The sequence below is a fragment of the Acinetobacter larvae genome (assembly GCF_001704115.1).
Classification (GTDB): Bacteria; Pseudomonadota; Gammaproteobacteria; order Pseudomonadales; family Moraxellaceae; genus Acinetobacter; species Acinetobacter larvae.
On record NZ_CP016895.1, the window covers coordinates 910,318 to 929,604 of the forward strand.

At 42.3% G+C, this 19,287-nt stretch carries 15 protein-coding genes; 5 read left to right on the forward strand and 10 right to left on the reverse strand.

The annotated features are described in order from the left end of the window. Positions 1 to 259 precede the first annotated feature (259 nt). Positions 260 to 1,084, reverse strand: coding sequence for a type I methionyl aminopeptidase (gene map / locus BFG52_RS04070; RefSeq protein ID WP_067552941.1), 825 nt, complete (start codon positions 1,082 to 1,084; stop codon positions 260 to 262). A gap of 211 nt (positions 1,085 to 1,295) precedes the next feature. Here map and rpsB point away from each other — a divergent pair, with 211 nt between their 5' ends. Both rpsB and tsf read left to right on the forward strand, forming a co-directional pair. Continuing rightward, complete coding sequence (rpsB, locus tag BFG52_RS04075; protein WP_067552943.1) at positions 1,296 to 2,048, forward strand: 30S ribosomal protein S2; 753 nt, start codon at positions 1,296 to 1,298, stop codon at positions 2,046 to 2,048. Positions 2,049 to 2,188: 140 nt separating this feature from the next. Further along, positions 2,189 to 3,064, forward strand: a complete 876-nt coding sequence (gene tsf / locus BFG52_RS04080) for a translation elongation factor Ts (RefSeq protein WP_067552945.1) — start codon at positions 2,189 to 2,191, stop codon at positions 3,062 to 3,064. Between the two features lie 155 nt (positions 3,065 to 3,219). On the opposite strand, the gene proP is transcribed toward tsf, so the two are convergent. From proP to BFG52_RS04095, 3 genes are all read right to left on the reverse strand, one after another. Continuing rightward, positions 3,220 to 4,731, reverse strand: a complete 1,512-nt coding sequence (gene proP / locus BFG52_RS04085; RefSeq protein WP_067552947.1) for a glycine betaine/L-proline transporter ProP — start codon at positions 4,729 to 4,731, stop codon at positions 3,220 to 3,222. A 335-nt stretch (positions 4,732 to 5,066) separates the two neighbouring features. Further along, positions 5,067 to 5,276, reverse strand: a complete 210-nt coding sequence (locus BFG52_RS04090; RefSeq protein ID WP_067552949.1) for a DUF6500 family protein — start codon at positions 5,274 to 5,276, stop codon at positions 5,067 to 5,069. A gap of 106 nt (positions 5,277 to 5,382) precedes the next feature. Next, positions 5,383 to 6,003 carry a hypothetical protein gene (locus tag BFG52_RS04095; RefSeq protein ID WP_067552951.1) on the reverse strand — a complete coding sequence of 207 codons (621 nt, stop codon included), beginning with the start codon at positions 6,001 to 6,003 and terminating at the stop codon, positions 5,383 to 5,385. Between the two features lie 237 nt (positions 6,004 to 6,240). On the opposite strand from BFG52_RS04095, the gene BFG52_RS04100 reads away from it, so the two are divergent. Beyond that, the gene (locus tag BFG52_RS04100; RefSeq protein ID WP_081408614.1) at positions 6,241 to 7,089 is read left to right on the forward strand and encodes an SDR family NAD(P)-dependent oxidoreductase; all 849 of its coding nucleotides are present in this window, start codon (positions 6,241 to 6,243) and stop codon (positions 7,087 to 7,089) included. A gap of 157 nt (positions 7,090 to 7,246) precedes the next feature. On the opposite strand, the gene BFG52_RS04105 is transcribed toward BFG52_RS04100, so the two are convergent. Then, a complete protein-coding gene (locus BFG52_RS04105; RefSeq protein ID WP_157758067.1) occupies positions 7,247 to 10,144 on the reverse strand; it encodes a valine--tRNA ligase in 2,898 nt (965 codons plus the stop codon). A gap of 275 nt (positions 10,145 to 10,419) precedes the next feature. Between BFG52_RS04105 and BFG52_RS04110 the strand changes: the two genes are divergently transcribed. Both BFG52_RS04110 and BFG52_RS04115 read left to right on the forward strand, forming a co-directional pair. After that, on the forward strand, positions 10,420 to 11,151 hold the full coding sequence (locus BFG52_RS04110; RefSeq protein ID WP_067552955.1) for a hypothetical protein: 732 nt from the start codon (positions 10,420 to 10,422) through the stop codon (positions 11,149 to 11,151). Between the two features lie 36 nt (positions 11,152 to 11,187). Then, positions 11,188 to 11,991 carry an SDR family oxidoreductase gene (locus tag BFG52_RS04115; RefSeq protein WP_067552957.1) on the forward strand — a complete coding sequence of 268 codons (804 nt, stop codon included), beginning with the start codon at positions 11,188 to 11,190 and terminating at the stop codon, positions 11,989 to 11,991. 97 nt (positions 11,992 to 12,088) lie between these two features. On the opposite strand, the gene BFG52_RS04120 is transcribed toward BFG52_RS04115, so the two are convergent. The 5 genes from BFG52_RS04120 to BFG52_RS04140 all read right to left on the reverse strand — a co-directional run bounded on the left by BFG52_RS04120 (position 12,089) and on the right by BFG52_RS04140 (position 19,068). After that, positions 12,089 to 12,571, reverse strand: a complete 483-nt coding sequence (locus BFG52_RS04120) for a YbjQ family protein (protein WP_067552959.1) — start codon at positions 12,569 to 12,571, stop codon at positions 12,089 to 12,091. 9 nt (positions 12,572 to 12,580) lie between these two features. Further along, a complete protein-coding gene (locus BFG52_RS04125; RefSeq protein WP_067559118.1) occupies positions 12,581 to 12,937 on the reverse strand; it encodes a YbjQ family protein in 357 nt (118 codons plus the stop codon). A 210-nt stretch (positions 12,938 to 13,147) separates the two neighbouring features. Further along, positions 13,148 to 14,611 carry a multidrug efflux RND transporter AdeIJK outer membrane channel subunit AdeK gene (gene adeK / locus BFG52_RS04130; RefSeq protein ID WP_067552960.1) on the reverse strand — a complete coding sequence of 488 codons (1,464 nt, stop codon included), beginning with the start codon at positions 14,609 to 14,611 and terminating at the stop codon, positions 13,148 to 13,150. Further along, positions 14,611 to 17,793 carry an efflux RND transporter permease subunit gene (locus tag BFG52_RS04135; protein ID WP_067552962.1) on the reverse strand — a complete coding sequence of 1,061 codons (3,183 nt, stop codon included), beginning with the start codon at positions 17,791 to 17,793 and terminating at the stop codon, positions 14,611 to 14,613. Before BFG52_RS04135 ends, adeK begins: the two co-directional genes overlap by 1 nt. Before the next feature lie 12 nt (positions 17,794 to 17,805). Then, on the reverse strand, positions 17,806 to 19,068 hold the full coding sequence (locus tag BFG52_RS04140; RefSeq protein ID WP_067552964.1) for an efflux RND transporter periplasmic adaptor subunit: 1,263 nt from the start codon (positions 19,066 to 19,068) through the stop codon (positions 17,806 to 17,808). Positions 19,069 to 19,287: the final 219 nt, after the last annotated feature.

A 19,287-nucleotide genomic window follows, 5' to 3' on the forward strand; every position in this document is an offset into this window, starting at 1 on the left:
TTTGTACGCTCTGTGTGATTCCAATACAGTTTTTTAATATTATTTTTAATAAGCGTGACTAAATTGCAAAGAATTGGCGGGCTAGATGGTCTGCATAAATGCAATATTGGGGGCGTGCTGCTGGGAGATTCATGCCAAGAGATGGCATATTGCTCTGAAAAATAGTTGAAAGATTGATGAAAATACGGTTTTAAGCTGGCAGAAAAAACTCAGCGGGCTGATCATGCCCGCTCGAGTATTGCTTGTATGGCTTAAAGGCTTAAGCAGTAAAACGGCTTAAGTCTTCTTCAGGGCGAGCGGTTAAGACTTCTAAGCCATTGGCTGTTACTAAAATCGTATGCTCGTATTGTGCAGATAATTTATGGTCTTTGGTGACAACTGTCCACTTATCACCAAGCAAACGTGTTTGCCAAACGCCCGCATTGACCATGGGTTCAATGGTAAAGGTCATGCCTTCTTCTAGGACCATACCTGTTTTCGGTTGGCCATAATGCAGCACTTGAGGATCGTCATGGAATACGGTACCGATACCGTGCCCGCAATACTCTCGGACAACACTAAAACGCTCAGATTCTACATATTTTTGAATTGCATGCCCAATATCACCAATGGTATTGCCGGGTTTGACCACTTCCATACCGCGATACATCGCTTCTTGTGCAACTTTACAAATACGATTTGCCAAGACTGAGCCCTCACCCACGATATACATCATGTTGGTATCGCCGTGGTAGCCATCTTTGATAACGGTGACATCGATATTTAGAATGTCGCCATTTTTTAACAGTTTGCTTTCTGACGGAATGCCGTGGCAGACCACATGGTTGACAGAAGTACAAATACTGTGTTGAAAAGCAGGGCGACCAGGCGCAGCACCATAGCCCAAACACGCAGGGATGGCTTGTTGTACATTGACAATGTGGTTGTAGCAAATTTGATCAAGCTCTAGTGTGCTTACGCCAGCTTTAATATGTGCTTTGATTAAATCTAAAATTTCAGCCGCAAGACGACCAGCAACACGCATTTTCTCGATTTCATCGGCTGTTTTGATTAATCGACGTGGTGCTTGATAAGTACTATTCATGATCTTTAAAAACTTTTGGAAATTTGTATGTGACTATGGTATAAATAGCCGCCCAATTTATCAAATGCTTTTCATACTTAAATGTATGTAAGTTTCAATTTGTTGAAATTGGAAAATCCGCACATATGTCGACACATTACTCTGGGTGCCTAGCAATAGGTGGAGAATGCGGACATATGGAGGCCTAACCCAAATATTAAGGTATACAAACATGGCAGATTACAACGTTAGTATGCGTGACCTTCTTCAAGCTGGCGCGCACTTTGGTCACCAAACTCGCTTCTGGAACCCAAAAATGCGTCAATACATTTTTGGTGCTCGCAACAAAATTCATATCATCAACTTAGAACACACCGTTCCTGCTCTAAATGATGCGTTAAATTTTGTTAACAATTTAGCAAGCAAAAAGAACAAAGTATTATTCGTTGGTACGAAACGTGCTGCATCTAACATCATCCGCGAGCAAGCGCAACGCGCAGGTCAACCTTATGTTGATCACCGTTGGTTAGGTGGTATGTTGACGAACTGGAAAACACTTCGTCAATCAATCAATCGTTTAAAAGATCTTCAAACTCAGTCTACTGATGGCACTTTTGCTAAGTTGACTAAACGTGAAGCTTTAGAACGTACCCGTGAAATGGAAAAACTTGAGCGCTCTTTAGGCGGCGTGAAAAACATGGGTGGTTTACCTGACGCATTATTCGTGATCGATGTTGATCACGAAGCAATCGCGATCAAAGAAGCGAAAAACTTAGGTATTCCTGTGATTGGTATCGTTGATACAAACTCTAACCCAGATGACGTAGACTATGTTATTCCGGGTAACGACGATGCGATTCGTGCAGTAACTCTATATGCTTCTGCAATGGCTGATGCGATTCTTGCTGGTAAAGAATATGCTCAAACTCAAGCCAATGCGCAAGCAAAAGGCGAAGACGCAGCGAAAGAAGCGCCTGAGGCTTAATGTATTTTGATGACGATTTGTCATTTTAGCGACATCTCTAGATGGCAAATTTAAACGTCAATCAAGCAAGACGGCCCTGGTAAGACATCGGGCCGTTTTTGTTGTACAGATTGAATTTCTACCGTATTTAGGAGAATAACATGACTGCAATTACTGCAAGCATGGTAAAAGAATTACGTGACCGTACTGGTCTTGCGATGATGGAATGCAAAAAAGCATTAACTGAAGCAAATGGTGATATCGAATTAGCGATTGATAACTTACGTAAGTCTGGTCAAGCGAAGGCTGCTAAAAAAGCGGGTAACATCGCTGCTGATGGTGCAATCACAATCGTTCAAGAAGGCAATAAAGCCATTCTTTTAGAAGTAAACTGCCAAACTGACTTCGTTGCAAAAGACGAAAACTTTGCAAACTTCTCTAAAAATGTTGCTAATGCTGCGTTAGCTGCAAATGAAGTTGATCCTGCTAAAATTGCAGAATTAAAATTGGCTGATGGCGAAACTGTTGAAGAAGCTCGTATTGCGCTTGTTCAAAAAATTGGTGAAAACATCCAAGTTCGTCGCGCTAAAATCATTGAAGGCGACAATTTGGCAGTATACCGTCACGGTCTAAAAATTGGTGTGGTGGTTGCTTATGCGGGTGAAGCTGAAACAGGTAAAGGTATTGCAATGCACATCGCTGCGTTCAATCCTGTTGCCGTTACTGCAGAGCAAGTTCCTGCTGACTTGATTGCAAAAGAAAAAGAAATTGCTGAAGCGAAAGCACAAGAATCTGGTAAACCTGCAAACATCGTTGAAAAAATGGTTACGGGTTCTGTTGAGAAATATCTCAATGAAGTGGTTCTTGAGCGTCAAATGTATGTAATTGATAATGATAAAAAAGTTGCTGACGTATTAAAAGCAACAGCGACTGCTGTTAATCAATTCGTTCGTTTTGAAGTTGGTGAAGGTATTGAGAAAAAAGCTGAAATGAGCTTTGCTGAAGAAGTTGCTGCTGCACAAGCTGCTGCACAATAATTTCTGATACCTTGATTAATCGATCGATTTAAACTTAATCTTTCGTTTGATCAAAAAGCCCCTGATTGAAAAATTAGGGGCTTTTTATATTTAAGTTTGCACAGTAGTAAGTTTGCACAGTACATATGTCTATCGCTACATCATGATAGATGATCTCAGTCTATCTTAGGATGTTGGTCTGCGAGTTTCTGACGTTTTTCTTGTAGCTGCAAAATTTGCTGATCTAAGTCTTCAATTTTTTGCTCAATATTGTCATGCAATGCTTCTAGTAATTCCTCTGCTTCCTCTGGACTCGTTGCCATGGGAACACTGCCTGCCAGCGGTTTATTGGCTGTTTCTTTTAGATAATAAGCCGTAACCAAGCCTAGTAGCCCGACAATCATTAAATAATATGCTGGCATCATAAGGTTTTGTGTGCTTTCAACCAATGTTGCAGTAACGGTTGGCGTTAAACCTGCAACAACCACAGAGATATTAAAAGCAATCCCCAGTGCACTATAACGGATATTGGTTGGAAATAGTGCTGGTAAAATGGATGCCATTACACCGATTAGCATATTGAGGCTAAGCGCTAAAATGCATAGTCCTAAGAAAATATAGGGGATTACATCGGTTTTAAGCAGTAAAAAGGCGGGATAAGACAATACCAATAATGATGCACTTCCCATAAAAATAAAAGGTCGTCGACCTAAACGGTCACTGAGCCAGCCAATCGTTGGTTGCATAAAGAGCATTCCCAGCATGACTGCAATAATAATCAGCACACCGTGATTTTCTGCATAGCCTAGATTATGGGTGAAATAGCTTGGTAAATAGGTCAGTAACATATAATAGGTAACATTCGTGGTTACCACGATTCCAATGCAGACCAATAAACTACGTTTGTATTTTGATAAAATAGTGCCAAAGGTATTGGGTTTTTCAGATTGCTGCTGAGGAGTAGAATTTTTTTGTGCGTTATTTTGCTGCGCATTATATTGTTGGTAGGTTGGAGTTTCTTCTAAAGCATGACGCAAATATAAACCCACAAGTCCTAAAGGCAGTGCAATGAAAAATGGAATACGCCAGCCCCATTCGGCAAATTGTGTTTCTCCCAATATATTGCTAATTGCCGATACAGTTGCTGCACCCAAAACAAAACCTGCAATTGAGCCAAAATCTAACCAGCTGCCCATAAAACCACGTTTACGGTCTGGTGAATATTCTGCCACAAAGATTGCAGCACCAGCATATTCACCTCCGACAGAGAAGCCTTGAATGATTTTAACAATCAATAATAATATGGGAGCCCAGATCCCAATTGTGTCAAAGGATGGAATAAGACCAATCGCAAAGGTACTTAAAGTCATTAAAATAATGGTGGTTGCCAAAACTTTTTGCCGACCATATTTATCACCCATACGACCAAAAACAATTCCGCCCAATGGTCTAAAAATAAAAGGAACGGAGAAGGTGGCTAAGGCGGCAATCATTTGTACGCTGGGCGAGGCATTGGGAAAAAAGACTTTACCCAATACATAGGCAACATAGCCATAAACACCAAAATCAAACCACTCAATCGCATTGCCTAGTGCGGCAGCTTTAATGGCTTGAATACTTTTTTGTTCATCAATGATATTAATATCATCAATCTCTAAGGGTTTTCTTTTTCTTCGCAAGATTCGCATAAATTAACCTAATTTAAATCAAAAATGTGTCGATAAAATAAATTCGTATCGACATGACAATGAAAAATTTAAGTGTTAAACAGTGGTGATCTGCGTAAAGGAGGGGGATACAAAATAATCATTCTTTTAATTTATCGTAATGTAGCAGCTACTTATGTTTACTTTGAAAGGCTTAATGTAGTCTAAGTGTTTTATTTTATAACAAAATCTTACAGTAATATGATGCATAAAGGCTGCTGAAGTAGCCGATATTCAGTGTTCTGAATGCTATCTTTTGAATTTTAAAAGGCTAAATTAAAATAAAAGTCATTTAAATATAAAACATAATTTAAGGATTAAAGCAGTAATGCCTTGACCTTGGTTGCTTTCTCAAAATGATCTAATTTATTTTCCATAATCCACCAGTGCGCTGCCTCCATGAGCAATTCTGGATGATCATTTTTATTGGCAAAGAATGCATAAAAAGAGATCCCTACTTGATCTCCTTTTTTATCAATTTTTTGATCGCATACTTGGATTATTTTTTGTTTTAAAGATTCACGCATGCATTGTTGCCTATGTGGGAGAGGATATATGTAAGGAGTATAGATAAGAGCTCTAAGAGGATAAATAAAGTGATGTAGAGTAATTCTATCTGAATCGGAGATTGTTTTAACATAGTGCGGCACGATGAATTTTATTGTCTTTGAAATAAAATAACGATGTTGCACAGGTTTCTTCATTCCAGTTTGCTAAAACACCATCATGTTGCAAATAAATTTTTGCTTCTTCGGGCGCATTTTTTACATCGACCAGATCGTCAGATTCAATTTTTAATTGATCAACATAGACCTGACCTGCTTTGGCAATATCAAAGCTACCAAATAAATCTAGGTCATCCTCTGGATTATCACTTTCATAATAATAAACTTGATCGCTATCGTTAATACGAAATTCAAATAAATATTTTAAGCCAGCTTTGTTGGGATTATGCAGGACTTGAAAGGAATCTAACTTGCCGTCGCCATTAAGGTCTACCCGTAGCGGTTGTTTTAAATATAAATTATCGACTTGATAACCTGTAGGCAAAGGAACGGTATTGGTCATGCTGAGTGGATCGACTGGTTTTTTCTCTGCTATTTTTGTGGGTATTGATGTGGAGGATGCTGCTACCGTGCTAATAGATATATTTTCTGAGGCAGTAGTTTGCTCATTGAGTTCAGGCGGGGTATTCGGTTGATGGCAAGCTGCTAATACTGAACAGCTTAGAAGACTCAAGAGAATAGTTTTCAAAATAAACTCCAGTATATTAAATATATCTATTGATATTGGCGAATTCACATTGCTTGGATAGTACGGTATATCTATTCAGGCATGCAAATCAACATCGTTGCATTATATGCGTTAAAAATATGAGATGCGTTAAAATATACTCTGCAAAAAAGTATTTCAATATATTGATTGCAATATATTGGCTATTCTGTGAGGGGTATATTTTATAGCCGTGATTGATGGTTATGACTGCTGGGGATTATATTGAGTAGCATAGAAAATACAAAATCATCTTGTGTGGTGATTACAGGCGCAACACGTGGCATCGGTTTTGGTCTAGCAAAAGCATTTTTAGATTTGGGCTGGCATGTGGTGATTGCAGGTCGGGATCAGGCTCAGCTGCAAAAAAGCTTAAAGCAATTGGCGAATGAATATGGTGCAGCACATATTGTTGGGCAATGCTGTGATGTAACCAACTATGATGATCTACAAAATTTGTGGCGATATGCACAGCAGCAGTTTAAATATATTGATGTTTGGATTAATAATGCTGGCAGTTGTACAGCAGCTAAAGCTTTTCAAGAAATTTCAGCGGTAGAGTTACAGCAAGTGGTACAAACTAACGTGCTTGGTGCAATGTTTGGTGCACAAATTGCCTTAAAAGGAATGTCCGTGCAGGGTTTTGGACAAATTTTTAATATGGAGGGTTGGGGCAGCCGTGGTGAATGGAGTGCTGGCATGACCGCTTATGCTACAACGAAGCGTGCGGTAGGGTATTTTAGCCATGCATTATATAGAGAAGCCAAGCATAGTCAGATTAAAATCGGTACCTTAAGCCCCGGCATGGTTGCTACGGACTTATTGATTTCATCTTGGCAACATGGTGATGCGCGACATTGGCGTAAAATGAAATGGTTATTTATGTTTGTGATTGATTCGCCCGAAATAGTTTGCGCTTACTTGGCACAACGTGTTAGTCGCAATAAGCAAAATAATGTTCGTATTGTATGGATGTCACCGTGGCGTTTGCTACTCAGATTTCTGCAGCCTTATTATTGGCGACGTAATCCTGTGCAGGGAACCGCATTGGATGATTTAGGAAAATAAAATATTCAGTCAATGCAGCAGCAGTTTTGCAGGCGATAAAACCAAATAAACAGCCTGTAGCTAAAATAGCATCCAAATCACGACCTAAACGCATAAACCATCATCCCCTCCGTGGAGGGGATGATTTATATAGTTTTATTGCTGATCTGGATAGATCTTATAAAGCGGCAATTTGTTCCATATTGCGTTTGATCTGCGTCAACTGATCTGAGAATTCAGCCAGTTTGGCTTTTTCACCCTCGACCACTGCGGCAGGCGCTTTGCTAACAAAGCCTTCATTGGCGAGTTTATTGGCGATTTGATCATGCTGTTTTTGTACTTTGTCTAAATCTTTTTGTAGACGTGCCAATTCAGCTTGCGGGTCAATGAGCCCTTTCATTGGAACATAGACCACAGCATGGGCAACCACACTAGAAGATGACAAAGGTGGTTCTTGGTCAGCCGCAAGGAATGCAATACTTTCAACTTTGGCCAAAGCTTTAAACAAGGGCTCAATACGTGAAATTTGAGCATGCTCTGCTGCGGTGATGTTTTTCAGTAATACTGGTAGAAGACGCGCATTACCTAAGCCCATTTCACCGCGAATATTACGTACCGCACCAATTAGTCCTTGTAACCAATGCATATCTGCTTCAGCTTGAGTATTGATGAGCTGTTCATCCGCTACTGGATAAGGCGCAGTCATGATGGTTTCACCAGCAACACCGAGCATTGGTGCAAGGGTTTGCCAGATTTCTTCGGTTAGATATGGCATCAGTGGATGTGCCATGCGTAAAGACGCTTCAAGTACTGCCAACAACACACGGCGGACTTCTGCTTTACGCGCAGGATCAACACTTTCGTCATTGAGTACAGGTTTGGTCAGTTCGACGTACCAGTCACAGTATTCATTCCAAATAAAGTCATAAATAGCTTGTGCAGCTAAATCGAGACGATAGGTCTCAAATGCTTGTTGTACAGTTTGAGCGGTTTTTTGCAGACGGCTGACAATCCATTGCTCTGGCAGCTCCCAAAGTTCTGACTGAGCGTGTGTCGCAACCGTTTGCCCCTCAATATTCATCAGTACAAAACGTGTCGCATTCCAGATTTTATTACAGAAGTTACGATAGCCTTCAACGCGTTTGAGATCGAATTTGATATCGCGACCAGTATTGGCGAGTGCACAGAAAGTAAAACGTAAGGCATCTGTACCATAAGCATTGATGCCTTCTGGGAATTCTTTACGGGTTGATTTTTCGATTTTGCTGGCTTGCTTTGGATTCATCAAACCAAAGGTACGTTTTTTCACTAGACTTTCTAAGTCGATTCCATCGATCAAATCCAATGGGTCTAATACGTTACCTTTGGATTTAGACATTTTTTGACCTTCACCATCGCGTACCAAACCGTGTACATAAACGGTTTTAAACGGAATTTGTGGTGTGCCATCTGGGTTTTTCATGAAGTGCATGGTCATCATGATCATGCGTGCCACCCAGAAGAAAATAATATCAAAACCTGTGACCAATACGCTGGTTGGGTGGAAGGTATTGAGAAAGTCATTGTGTGCATCTTGCGCTGGATCGCCAGTCCAACCGAGGGTTGAGAAGGTCCAGAGCGCAGAGGAGAACCAGGTATCTAATACATCTTCATCTTGCTGCAATGCAATATCAGCTGCAATTTGATATTTGTCACGCACTTCGGCTTCATTGCGTGCCACATAAATATTCCCTGCATCGTCATACCAAGCAGGGATGCGATGACCCCACCACAATTGACGTGAAATACACCAGTCTTGAATGTTGTTCATCCATGCCATGTACATATTGCTGTATTGTTCAGGCACAAACTTAATGCGACCATCTTGTACTGCACTAATGGCAGGCTGCGCCAAAGGTGCAATTTTGACATACCATTGATCCGTTAGCAGCGGTTCAACAATTACGCCAGAACGATCACCACGTGGTGCTTTGAGGGTATAAGGATCGATTTTGTCTAACCAGCCTTCCGCTTCAGCTTGCGCAACCAGTTGTTTACGTGCTGCAAAACGTTCTAGACCAGCATATGCGGCAGGTGCTGCAATATATTCAGAAATCGGCTCACCAGCTTTGCTCATAAACTCAAAGTTTGCCAATACTTCTGCATTTTTATTGAAGATGTTGATCAAGGGGAGTTGGTGACGTTTGCCCAATTCATAGTCATTGAAGTCATGTGCAGGGGTGATTTTTACACAGCCAGTACCGAAGTCTTGTTCAACGTATTCGTCAGCGACAATAGGAATCAAACGCCCGCTAATCGGTAATACAATTTTTTTACCAATTAAGTGTGCATAACGTTCATCTTTGGGATGTACCGCGACCGCAGCATCACCCAATAAGGTTTCTGGGCGTGTGGTTGCAACAACCAAATAATTGGCACCATCTAGGGTACGGATCGTTTGATCTTCAAAGAAATATTTAAAGTGCCAGAGTGAGCTATTTTCTTCGATAGACTCAACTTCCAGATCAGACAGTGCGGTATGTAGCTTAGGGTCCCAGTTGACCAAACGTTTACCACGATAAATCAAACCATCTTCATGTAAACGAACAAATACTTCTTTGACAGCATTGGACAGACCTTCATCCATGGTAAAACGTTCACGTGACCAATCTACCGATGAACCTAAACGACGAATTTGGCTGGTAATGGTATTTCCTGATTGCTCTTTCCATTGCCAAATTTTTTCAATGAATTTCTCGCGCCCTAAGTCATGGCGGCTAATATCCTGTGCGGCAAGTTGACGCTCAACCACCATTTGCGTAGCAATACCGGCATGGTCTGTACCCGGTTGCCAAAGCGTATTTTTACCCATCATACGGTTGTAACGGGTTAGGGCATCCATGACGGCATTGTTAAAACCATGACCCATATGCAAACTACCCGTGACGTTTGGCGGTGGGATCATGATACAGAAAGCATCGCCTTGGCCAGAGGGTTTAAAGAAACCTTTTTGTTCCCAAGTTTGGTACCATTTTTTTTCGATCTCGGTTGGATCGTAAGTGGTTGCAATATTTTGCGCTGTATTGGTCATAGTCAAGACAATAAACATCAAAGAAAATTGCAGTTATTGTAGCAAAAATTTTTATCTGGTTGGGAACTACAGCCGATTGGGTCTGCGCTAAACTTATGCTTGTTTTTGCTGAGGTTCTATTATGAGGGGATGCTATCTTGTAATCCTCTTACAGCGATGTAGATCTGTAACGTCTTTGTTTGTCCTACAGCATGTCTGTCATTCTGGCTTTACTGTGTGACGGTGGGAAAGCATGCGCATCATCTTATCTGGATTAATAGATTGAATAGAGGGTTTAAGCGATGCAGTCTCAGGTATATTTGCCTATCAGCCCTGAAAGTGTAGTGCAATTACAACAGATTGATCGGGCATTACGCGCAGGAGAAAAACCAGCCCAAGCAAAAGCTTTGGGGCAGGTGTTGGCTACACTAGCATGCGAGGTATTCGATGCCGTGTTTTTAGCGTTATTGACGGCGCAAATAACACAATGCCAACAACACGTGACCGAAGGGCAGGGAGCGCTTGAAGCTGAGCAATTGCTGCACTCTTTGCATGCTTCAGCGCAGGTCATCACTGAGATTAAACAGCATATTGAAAAATATATGCCTTATGCCGTGGCTTTATTTCGCAATCAGCGCTTATTGCCCTTGGTTGATTATTTACAAACACATTGTATTGAGCAGCGTGGTGTGCAACATTATCTGCATTATGCAATTTCTTTCGCACAGCGGCAAAACTACCTGCTTCAGCTTCAGGCAGTGCAAGCCAATGATGCTCCAGCAATCGTCGCAGCAATCCAGCAATTGATTGAAATTGTTGATGTCGGGGTAGATGCTCTGTTGTATAAGCCTAAGGAACAATTGCATTTAAATTTTATTTTAGATAAAAGTTTAAATGCTGTGATCCAGATGTGTTGCCAAATGGGATATAAACGCTTGTCTCATTTAGCAACAGAACTTGATCCACATCGGGCAGCTGTGGTATTTCAACACTTTTTACAGTTTCTCGATGCATCAACAATACAATCGTATTGATGAACAGCCTCTTTTTTAAATGCATTGGAGCGCACCATGGCGGTATATCATTTACAAGACAAAGTAGTTTGGATTACTGGCGCTTCGTCAGGGATTGGTTTGGCATGTGCGCGTCTGTGTGCTGCCGCGGGCGCTGAATTAATTTTATCTGCCCGTCGACAAGATGTGTTAGAGCAGGTGCGGCAAAGCTTGCCCAATCCAGATCGGCATCTTGTTATTCCTTTTGATATGCAGAATGAACAACAATTACAGCAAGCATTTACCCAAGTACAAGCGTCAAAAGGGCGGATTGATTGGTTGATCAATAACGCTGGCTTGAGTCAACGTGCTTTGATTTCAGAAACCAGTATGCAAACTGAGCGCAAAATCATGGAAGTTGATTATTTTTCCCATATTCATTTAACCAAAACCGTATTGCCCATGCTGATCGCGCAGCAGTCAGGACATATTGTTTTTATATCCAGTGTGGCGGGCTTGGTGGGAACACAATATCGCGCCAGTTATTCCGCGGCGAAAGCAGCGATTCATATGTGGGCCAATAGTTTGCGTGCAGAAGTGCAGCCATTGGGCATTCAGGTATCGGTGGTATTTCCAGGTTTTGTGCAGACCAACGTATCTTTTAATGCCCTAAATGGTGAGGGTTTGGCACAAAATCATCAGGATGATGCGATTGAAAGCGGTCTGAATGCAGATGATTTTGCCAAAGAAATGTTATCCGCCCTGATGAAAGGTCGTGAATATATAGTGGTCGCGGGTATAAAAGAAAAATTAGGCGTGTGGCTATCGCGTTTATCACCACCGCTGCTTTATAAAATGATTCGTAAAGTTAAAGTGAAGTAAAATCTTTTTAACACCATAACTTTTAATATATAAACTTTTAATATATAGCGCGCCTGCATTCATGCTGATGTGATGCTGGAACGTTGCCGGCTTTAGACTAGGACGGGTCAGTGTTGTGATATGGCTCAGTGTTATTGACCACTACCGGTGGGATCAGTGCGGTACCGTAGGCAAAAACCTCTATCATACCACCGCGCCGTTTCAGCTGCGCTGTACTGAGCCTTAAGCCTGCGATTTGATCTGCACCTAACCGCGATGCCTGACGTTTTAAACGTACAATTGCTTCACGTCGCGCTCGCTCCACGACGGATTCATAACTTTGAATACGTCCACCGAGTAGATTACGAATCACAGCTAAAACATATTTAAAATAATCATGTGAGATCACCACATTGCTCATGATCAACTGTCCTTGCCCAGAGGAAGTGATCTTTCTTTCATTACATAGACTTATTGCTGCAAGTTGCGCTTCTTGCTGCTCAAGCTGTTGTAAATGTTGCTGTTCAACACGGCGACCTACCAACCAGCCGATGCTGAATAGCACAACAAACAGTACAATTTTAAAAATGAAGGCATTCATGATCTATGCTCAGTGCTGATTGGAGAATGGGTCGGGTAGAGTATTTGTCGTTGCTTCGACGATGACGGCTGTACCATATACGAACAATTCGGAAGCCCCTTTAGCAATATTGGAGGTCGAGAAACGAATGGCGACAATTGCATTTGCCCCTAAAGCCTGTGCTTTGTCAATCATACGTTGCATGGCTTCTTGACGCGATTCTTCGAGGAGTTCGGTATAGCCTTTGAGCTCACCGCCGACAATATTTTTTAGACTGGCCATGAGATCGCGACCAACATGTTTACTACGTACGGTACTGCCATAGACGACATCAATTTGGCGAATGCTTTGATGCCCAGGTATGCTTTCTAAGTTGCTGAGTTGTATCATGTGTTTAGCTTATTGTGTTTAAAAAATGATATTGAGTATAAATTAATTTTTTCTATTGCTCAGTTGTTTTTTGCTATTTATAGGCTTAGAAAGCCCACATATATCAAAGCGTAGAGATAACAAAGCCCCAATATAACAAATCTTAGATTTAGATATAGCAAAGCCCACCGAGGTGGGCTTTGCTACGCAGTCATCGCATAGAAAATACTATTTGACGACGTCTTCTTTATGATATTTCTGCTGGGAACTCGATGCAGGATATTGTACTGGATCGCTGCTATTGGTTTTTAGACCACCACCGAGGGTTTTATAGAGCTCAATTTGGTTGTTGAGATCAGCTTGTTGGAGTAACAACAAGTTTTGTTCAGCGGTATATGAAGAACGCTGTGCATCTAATACGGTTAAGAAACTATCAATACCCGATTTAAAACGTGCATCTGAAAGTTTGTAACTGGTATTGGTCGCTTGTACCAAACGTTTTTGAGCGGTTAAACGTTCACCGATATGCATACGTGTTGCCAGTGCATCATTGACTTCACGGAAAGCAGATTGAATCGATTTTTCATAGTTTGATAAAGCGATTTCTTGATCAGTTTCTGAAATCTTGATATTGGCTTTACGTGTGCCCCAATCGAAAATTGGTAGATCAAGACTTGGCCCCAAAGACCAAACAAATGAACCCGATTTAAACAAGTCACTGAGGTCAGTCGATGCGCTACCCGCTCTGCCTGTTAGGCTGATGGTTGGGAATAAACGCGCCCGTGCAGCACCGATATTGGCACCCGCTGCAGACAGTTGATATTCTGCTGTGCGGATATCAGGACGGTTATAAAGCAAATCACTTGGAATACCTGTGCTAAAGGCTTGATTATTAGTGATCTGTATCACGGCTTGTTGTGGGAGCAAGTTTTCAGGAATGCTTTGACCAACCAATAAGTTGAGTAAGTTTTTAGCTTGTTCAACTTGTGTTTTAAAGTTGGCGACGTCATTACGTGCTGTTTCAACAGAAATTTGCGCTTGACGTACTGGCAATTCACTGTCAATTCCCACATCAAAACGTTTTTTGTTGAGCTTATAGGAATTCTCTTGCGCAACTAAGGTTTGCTGTGCCAATTTTAATTGTGCATTGGCAAAAGCATAGTTCAGCCACGCTTGAGAAACTTGTCCAATCAAGGAGATTTGCGTTGAATCACGTGCAGACGCTGTGGCGAGATAATCATCTAAGGCACTATCTTTTAAGCTGCGTACACGACCCCAGAAATCCAGCTCATAGGCTGTAACACCCAGACTAACGTCATACGTGGTAAAGGGTTTGGGGGCACTTGTCGTATCTTGACGTAAAATGCTGCCACTTGCGCCAATCGTTGGTAATTGATTATTTTCTGCAATTCGTAATTGTTGCTGGGCTTTTTGAATATTCAGTGCAGCGGTACGTAAATCGCGGTTATTGTTAAGCGCTAAGTCGATTACTTGTACAAGTCGAGCATCACTAAAGAACTCTTTATACCCTTGTTCAGCAATTGAAGGGCCATTCGCATTGGCTAAATAACCCGTAGGAATATTTGCCTGAACGACGGGTTCTGGGCCACGCATGCTTTGGCATGCCGCCAAAGCAAGTGCGAGTGCAGATACCGCGATACTACGACCAGTAAGCGTCCATAAAGCTGGCATCACGATGAGAGCTCCTGTTGAGTTGGTTTTTGCTTAGGTTTGTACTTAAAGATACTACGAATCCAAACAAAGAACACAGGGATAAAGAAAATACCAAGGAAAGTCGACGTAAGTACACCACCGATTACACCAATACCAACAGAGTTTTGGCTACCCGCACCCGCACCTGAAGATATGGCCATTGGCAAGACCCCTAAACCAAAGGCTAGGGTGGTCATGATAATCGGACGTAAACGTAATTTTGCAGCATGCATGGTGGCTTCGAACAGTTCTTCACCTTTTTCTTGTAGTTCTTTGGCGAACTCAATAATCAAGATGGCATTCTTGGCAGAAAGACCAATCACCGCAATCATGGCAACTTGGAAGTAGATGTTGTCTGAAAGGTTTGGATTTTTGGTTAACATCATAACGCCTTGGGTAAGTAAGACTGCACCCACCAAGCCCAATGGTACCACCAGCATTACTGATACTGGAATCGACCAGCTTTCATATAATGCAGCCAAACATAAGAATACGATCAGCATAGACATGGCATAGATCACCAAGTTTTGTTGACCTGCTTCTTTTTCGTCTAGTGATAAACCGGTCCATTCAAAGCTAAAATTGTCTAGCCCCATTTCTGGCAGTTTGCCAATGATTTCTTCCATGGCACGCAAGGCATCACCAGAACTTTTACCCGGTGCTGGACTTCCTTGGATGTTCATTGATGAAACACCGTTATAACGCTCTAGACGAGGCGAACCATAACCCCATTCACCTGTTGCAAAAGCAGAGAAGGGCACCATGGCATTTTGTTTGTTACGCACATACCACTTGTCTAGATCTTCAGGCATCATGCGAGTATTGGCTTCACCTTGTAAATATACTTTTTTAACACGACCACGGTCGACAAAGTCATTAACATAAGAGCCGCCCCAAGCGATTCCCATGGTGCTGTTAATGTCACTTAAGTTAACACCCATCGCACCTGCCGAAGCTTGGTCAATTTTGATTTTATACTGTGGCGTATCTTCCATACCATTTGGACGTACACCCACCAGACGTTTATCTTGAGCAGCCATACCGAGCACGGCATTACGTGCAGCCAAGAGTTTTTCATGACCTTGACCATCAAGATCTTTTAATTGCAAGTCAAAACCTGAACTTACACCCAGTTCTGGCATCGCTGGCAGTTGTAATGGGTAAATCAGTGTGGAGTTGCGATCAATCACGTTAAGTGCCATCGCACGTTTGACAATCTCACTGATTTTGGACTCAGGTGTGGTACGTTCTTTCCAGTCTTTCAACTGAATAAATGCCACCCCTTGGTTTTGTCCCATACCGGCAAAAGAGAAGCCTGCGACAGTAAATACGGATTCAACGTATTTGCCTTCTTTACCGTGGAAGTAGTCGGTAATGTTGGCTAAGGTTTGTTCGGTCCGCTCTAGTGTTGCATTAGGCGGCAATTGCACCAGTGTAAATAACACCCCTTGGTCTTCTTCGGGTAAGAATGACGTCGGCATGATTTTGAGCACACCAATCAACATCGCCGTTACCACAACATAACCAATACCTGACGCCACTTTATTGTGGGTCATATGGTTTACGCCGTTTTGATAACGTTGCGAAGTACGGTCAAACATGTTGTTAAACCAGCGGAAGAAGCGTGCAAAGATATTGTCACTGAGCGGTCTGTTGGGATCGTGTTGTTTTAAAATCGTGGCGCACAGCGCAGGGGTAAAGGTGAGCGCAATAATCAATGACAGGACCATTGCGGTTACCAAAGTAATCGAGAATTGTCGATAGATTACCCCGGTGGTACCACTCATAAATGCCATTGGAATAAATACTGCAGCCAGTACGCTGGTAATCCCGACCAGTGCACCTGAGATCTGCTCCATGGATTGTTCGGTTGCTGTCACAGGATCTTTGTGTTCATCGACCATGATCCGTTCGACGTTTTCTACCACCACAATGGCGTCATCGACCAATAGACCAATTGCCAATACCATGGCAAACATGGTGAGTGTGTTGATGGTAAAACCAAAGACATTAATAACCGCAAAGGTTCCCAATACCACAACGGGTACAGCTAAGGTTGGAATAATCGTGGCGCGCCAGTTCTGTAAGAACAAGAACATGACCAAGAAAACCAATAGAATAGCTTCCAGTAAAGTGTGTACCACGTTATTGATGGATAGTTTTACGAAGGGGGTACTATCAAAAGCAATTTTGTCTTCTAAACCAGCAGGATAACTTGGGCGCATTTTCGCCAAAGCATTTTCTACATTTTGTGCGGTATCCAAAGCATTGGCACCGGTAGAAAGACGAATTGCAATACCCGTCGCTGTCTTGTTGTTGTACTTCGAGTCAAATTGGTAATCTTCTGAACCCAGTTCTACCCGTGCGACGTCTTTGATACGGACTTGTGCACCATCACTGGCATTTTTCAGGAAGATATTTTCAAACTCTTGTGGCGTTTGCAACAAGCTTTGTGCATTGACCGTGGCATTGATGACTTGACCTTGCACCGATGGTGCGCCGCCTAATTGACCTACTGCAATTTGCGCATTTTGTGCTTGAATTGCTGCACTAACATCTGCAGGTGTTAAGTTAAATGTATTGAGTTTGGCTGGATCTAACCAAATACGCATCGCGTATTGACCACCAAACACTTGAATTTCACCCACACCTTCCACACGACTGAGTGGATCTTTAATGTTGGCATTGACATAGTCAGCGATGTCGCCACGCGTAAGATTCCCTTGCGGAGAGGAAAAGGCTACAACTTGTAAGAAACTTGCGCCAGATTTCTTGACGGTTACCCCTTGACGTTGTACGTCTTGAGGTAAAGATGCCATCGCAGTTTGCAATTTGTTTTGCACCTGCACTTGGGCTGTATCTGCATTGACGCCTTGTTTAAAGTTGACATCAATTTGCACCATCCCGTTGGATGAGCTTTGCGAACTAATGTAACGCAATCCATCCAGACCATTCATTTGCTGTTCAATGACCTGTGTCACGGTATTTTCGACTGTATCAGCAGAAGCACCAGGATAAACAGCAGAAATGGAAATTTTGGGAGGTGCAATGGTGGGGTACTGTGAAACGGGCATTTGTGTCAGGGTAATGATCCCTGCCAACATAATGACCAAGGCAATGACCCATGCAAAGATGGGGCGGTGTATAAAAAAACGAGCCATTAAAACTTCCCCTTAAGCTTGAGAAGCTGCTTTTTGCTCAACTGGTTTTGCCGGTTGCGCAGGTTGTGCAGCACTTGCTGGTGGTGCACCAGCAGCTTTACCAGCTTGTGGGGCCGGTTTGGCTTGGTATGGTTTGGCATTGACCTTCTGCTCAGGTTTTACTTTGGCTATACCATCAACAATGATTTTGTCACCGGTTTTTAAGCCATCGGTAATAATCCACTCTGTGCCTTTTGAGCCTGCTGTTGTGACGGGACGTGGTTCAACCTGTCCTTTGGCATTGACTAGCATGACTGTGGCTTGACCTGTTGGTGTACGGGTCAATGCAGCTTGTGGCACTAGATAAGCATTTGGAATAACTGCTCGAACAATTTCTGCAGTTGCATACATGCCAGGGAGTAACAATTGATTTGGATTGTCAAATAAGGCACGAATCGTTACAGAGCCAGTTTCTTGATTGACGCTGGCATCCGAGAATTGCATATTGCCTTCAATTGGATAGATGCTGCCATCTTCAAGTCTTAAACGCACTTTGGTATTTAAGTTCGCCGTGAGATTTCCTTGACTAATTTGTTTTTTTAGTCTTAGTAATTCCGCACTAGATTGATTAATCAGAACATAGATTGGGTCTAGTTGTTGAATTTTTACCAAGGCCTCAGCTTGATTTGCAGTGACCAAGGCACCCGCTGTAACGGTTGAGATTCCTGTGATACCTGAAATCGGCGCACGAACGGTCGAATAGCCCAAATCAATTTGAGCATTTTTTAATACCGCTTGTGACGCTGCAACATCTGCCTCAGCAAGTTTTACTTGCGAGATAAGATCATCATATTCTTGTTTAGAAACAGCATTCATACCAACCAATTGACTATAGCGATTGGCCTTGACACGCATGGCATTCAGGTTGGCTTGCTGACGCGTTAGCGTTGCACGTGCATTGTCTAAATTGGCACGATTAATACTTGAGTCTATTTCATAGAGGGGTTGACCAGCACGGACAAAGCTCCCTTCATTAAACAACCGTTTAAGCACGACACCACTGGTTTGTGGACGTACTTCTGAAACTTGATATGCCGCAGTTCTGCCGGATAACTCGACCACTTGTTCAACACTTTGTGGTTGAGCCACCAAAACACCAACTTCTGTCGGCGGCATTTTCTGGGCAGCGGCTGCTTGTTGTGCATCTTTGGGATCTTTACTACATCCTACAAGCGCAATACTTGTTGCTAGAGCACAAGCGGTGAGGGCAGGGGCCCAAAGCTTTGCCGACATCATTATTCCACCTCATTTAGATTTAATCTAAAGTAATTTTTAAGCAATATAAATTGTGGCTATGCAATCCACAGCATAACAATCCATATACACCCTATACACCATCCCTTATCTTTGCAGGACCAAGTGTGTTTATGTAAGCTACTGATATAAAAGCCTTAATTAACTACAAAATTGTTATGCTATTGTAGGGCTCAATGGGAGATTGTCTCAGGCGCATCG

What these genes read in the sequence shown, in the direction of transcription:
- map (WP_067552941.1), bottom strand. Translation starts at nt 1,084, where the DNA reads ATGAATAGTACTTATCAAGCACCACGTCGATTAATCAAAACAGCCGAT.
- rpsB (WP_067552943.1), top strand. Translation starts at nt 1,296, where the DNA reads ATGGCAGATTACAACGTTAGTATGCGTGACCTTCTTCAAGCTGGCGCG.
- tsf (WP_067552945.1), top strand. Translation starts at nt 2,189, where the DNA reads ATGACTGCAATTACTGCAAGCATGGTAAAAGAATTACGTGACCGTACT.
- proP (WP_067552947.1), bottom strand. Translation starts at nt 4,731, where the DNA reads ATGCGAATCTTGCGAAGAAAAAGAAAACCCTTAGAGATTGATGATATT.
- BFG52_RS04090 (WP_067552949.1), bottom strand. Translation starts at nt 5,276, where the DNA reads ATGCGTGAATCTTTAAAACAAAAAATAATCCAAGTATGCGATCAAAAA.
- BFG52_RS04110 (WP_067552955.1), top strand. Translation starts at nt 10,420, where the DNA reads ATGCAGTCTCAGGTATATTTGCCTATCAGCCCTGAAAGTGTAGTGCAA.
- BFG52_RS04115 (WP_067552957.1), top strand. Translation starts at nt 11,188, where the DNA reads ATGGCGGTATATCATTTACAAGACAAAGTAGTTTGGATTACTGGCGCT.
- BFG52_RS04120 (WP_067552959.1), bottom strand. Translation starts at nt 12,571, where the DNA reads ATGAATGCCTTCATTTTTAAAATTGTACTGTTTGTTGTGCTATTCAGC.
- adeK (WP_067552960.1), bottom strand. Translation starts at nt 14,611, where the DNA reads ATGCCAGCTTTATGGACGCTTACTGGTCGTAGTATCGCGGTATCTGCA.
- BFG52_RS04135 (WP_067552962.1), bottom strand. Translation starts at nt 17,793, where the DNA reads ATGGCTCGTTTTTTTATACACCGCCCCATCTTTGCATGGGTCATTGCC.
- BFG52_RS04140 (WP_067552964.1), bottom strand. Translation starts at nt 19,068, where the DNA reads ATGATGTCGGCAAAGCTTTGGGCCCCTGCCCTCACCGCTTGTGCTCTA.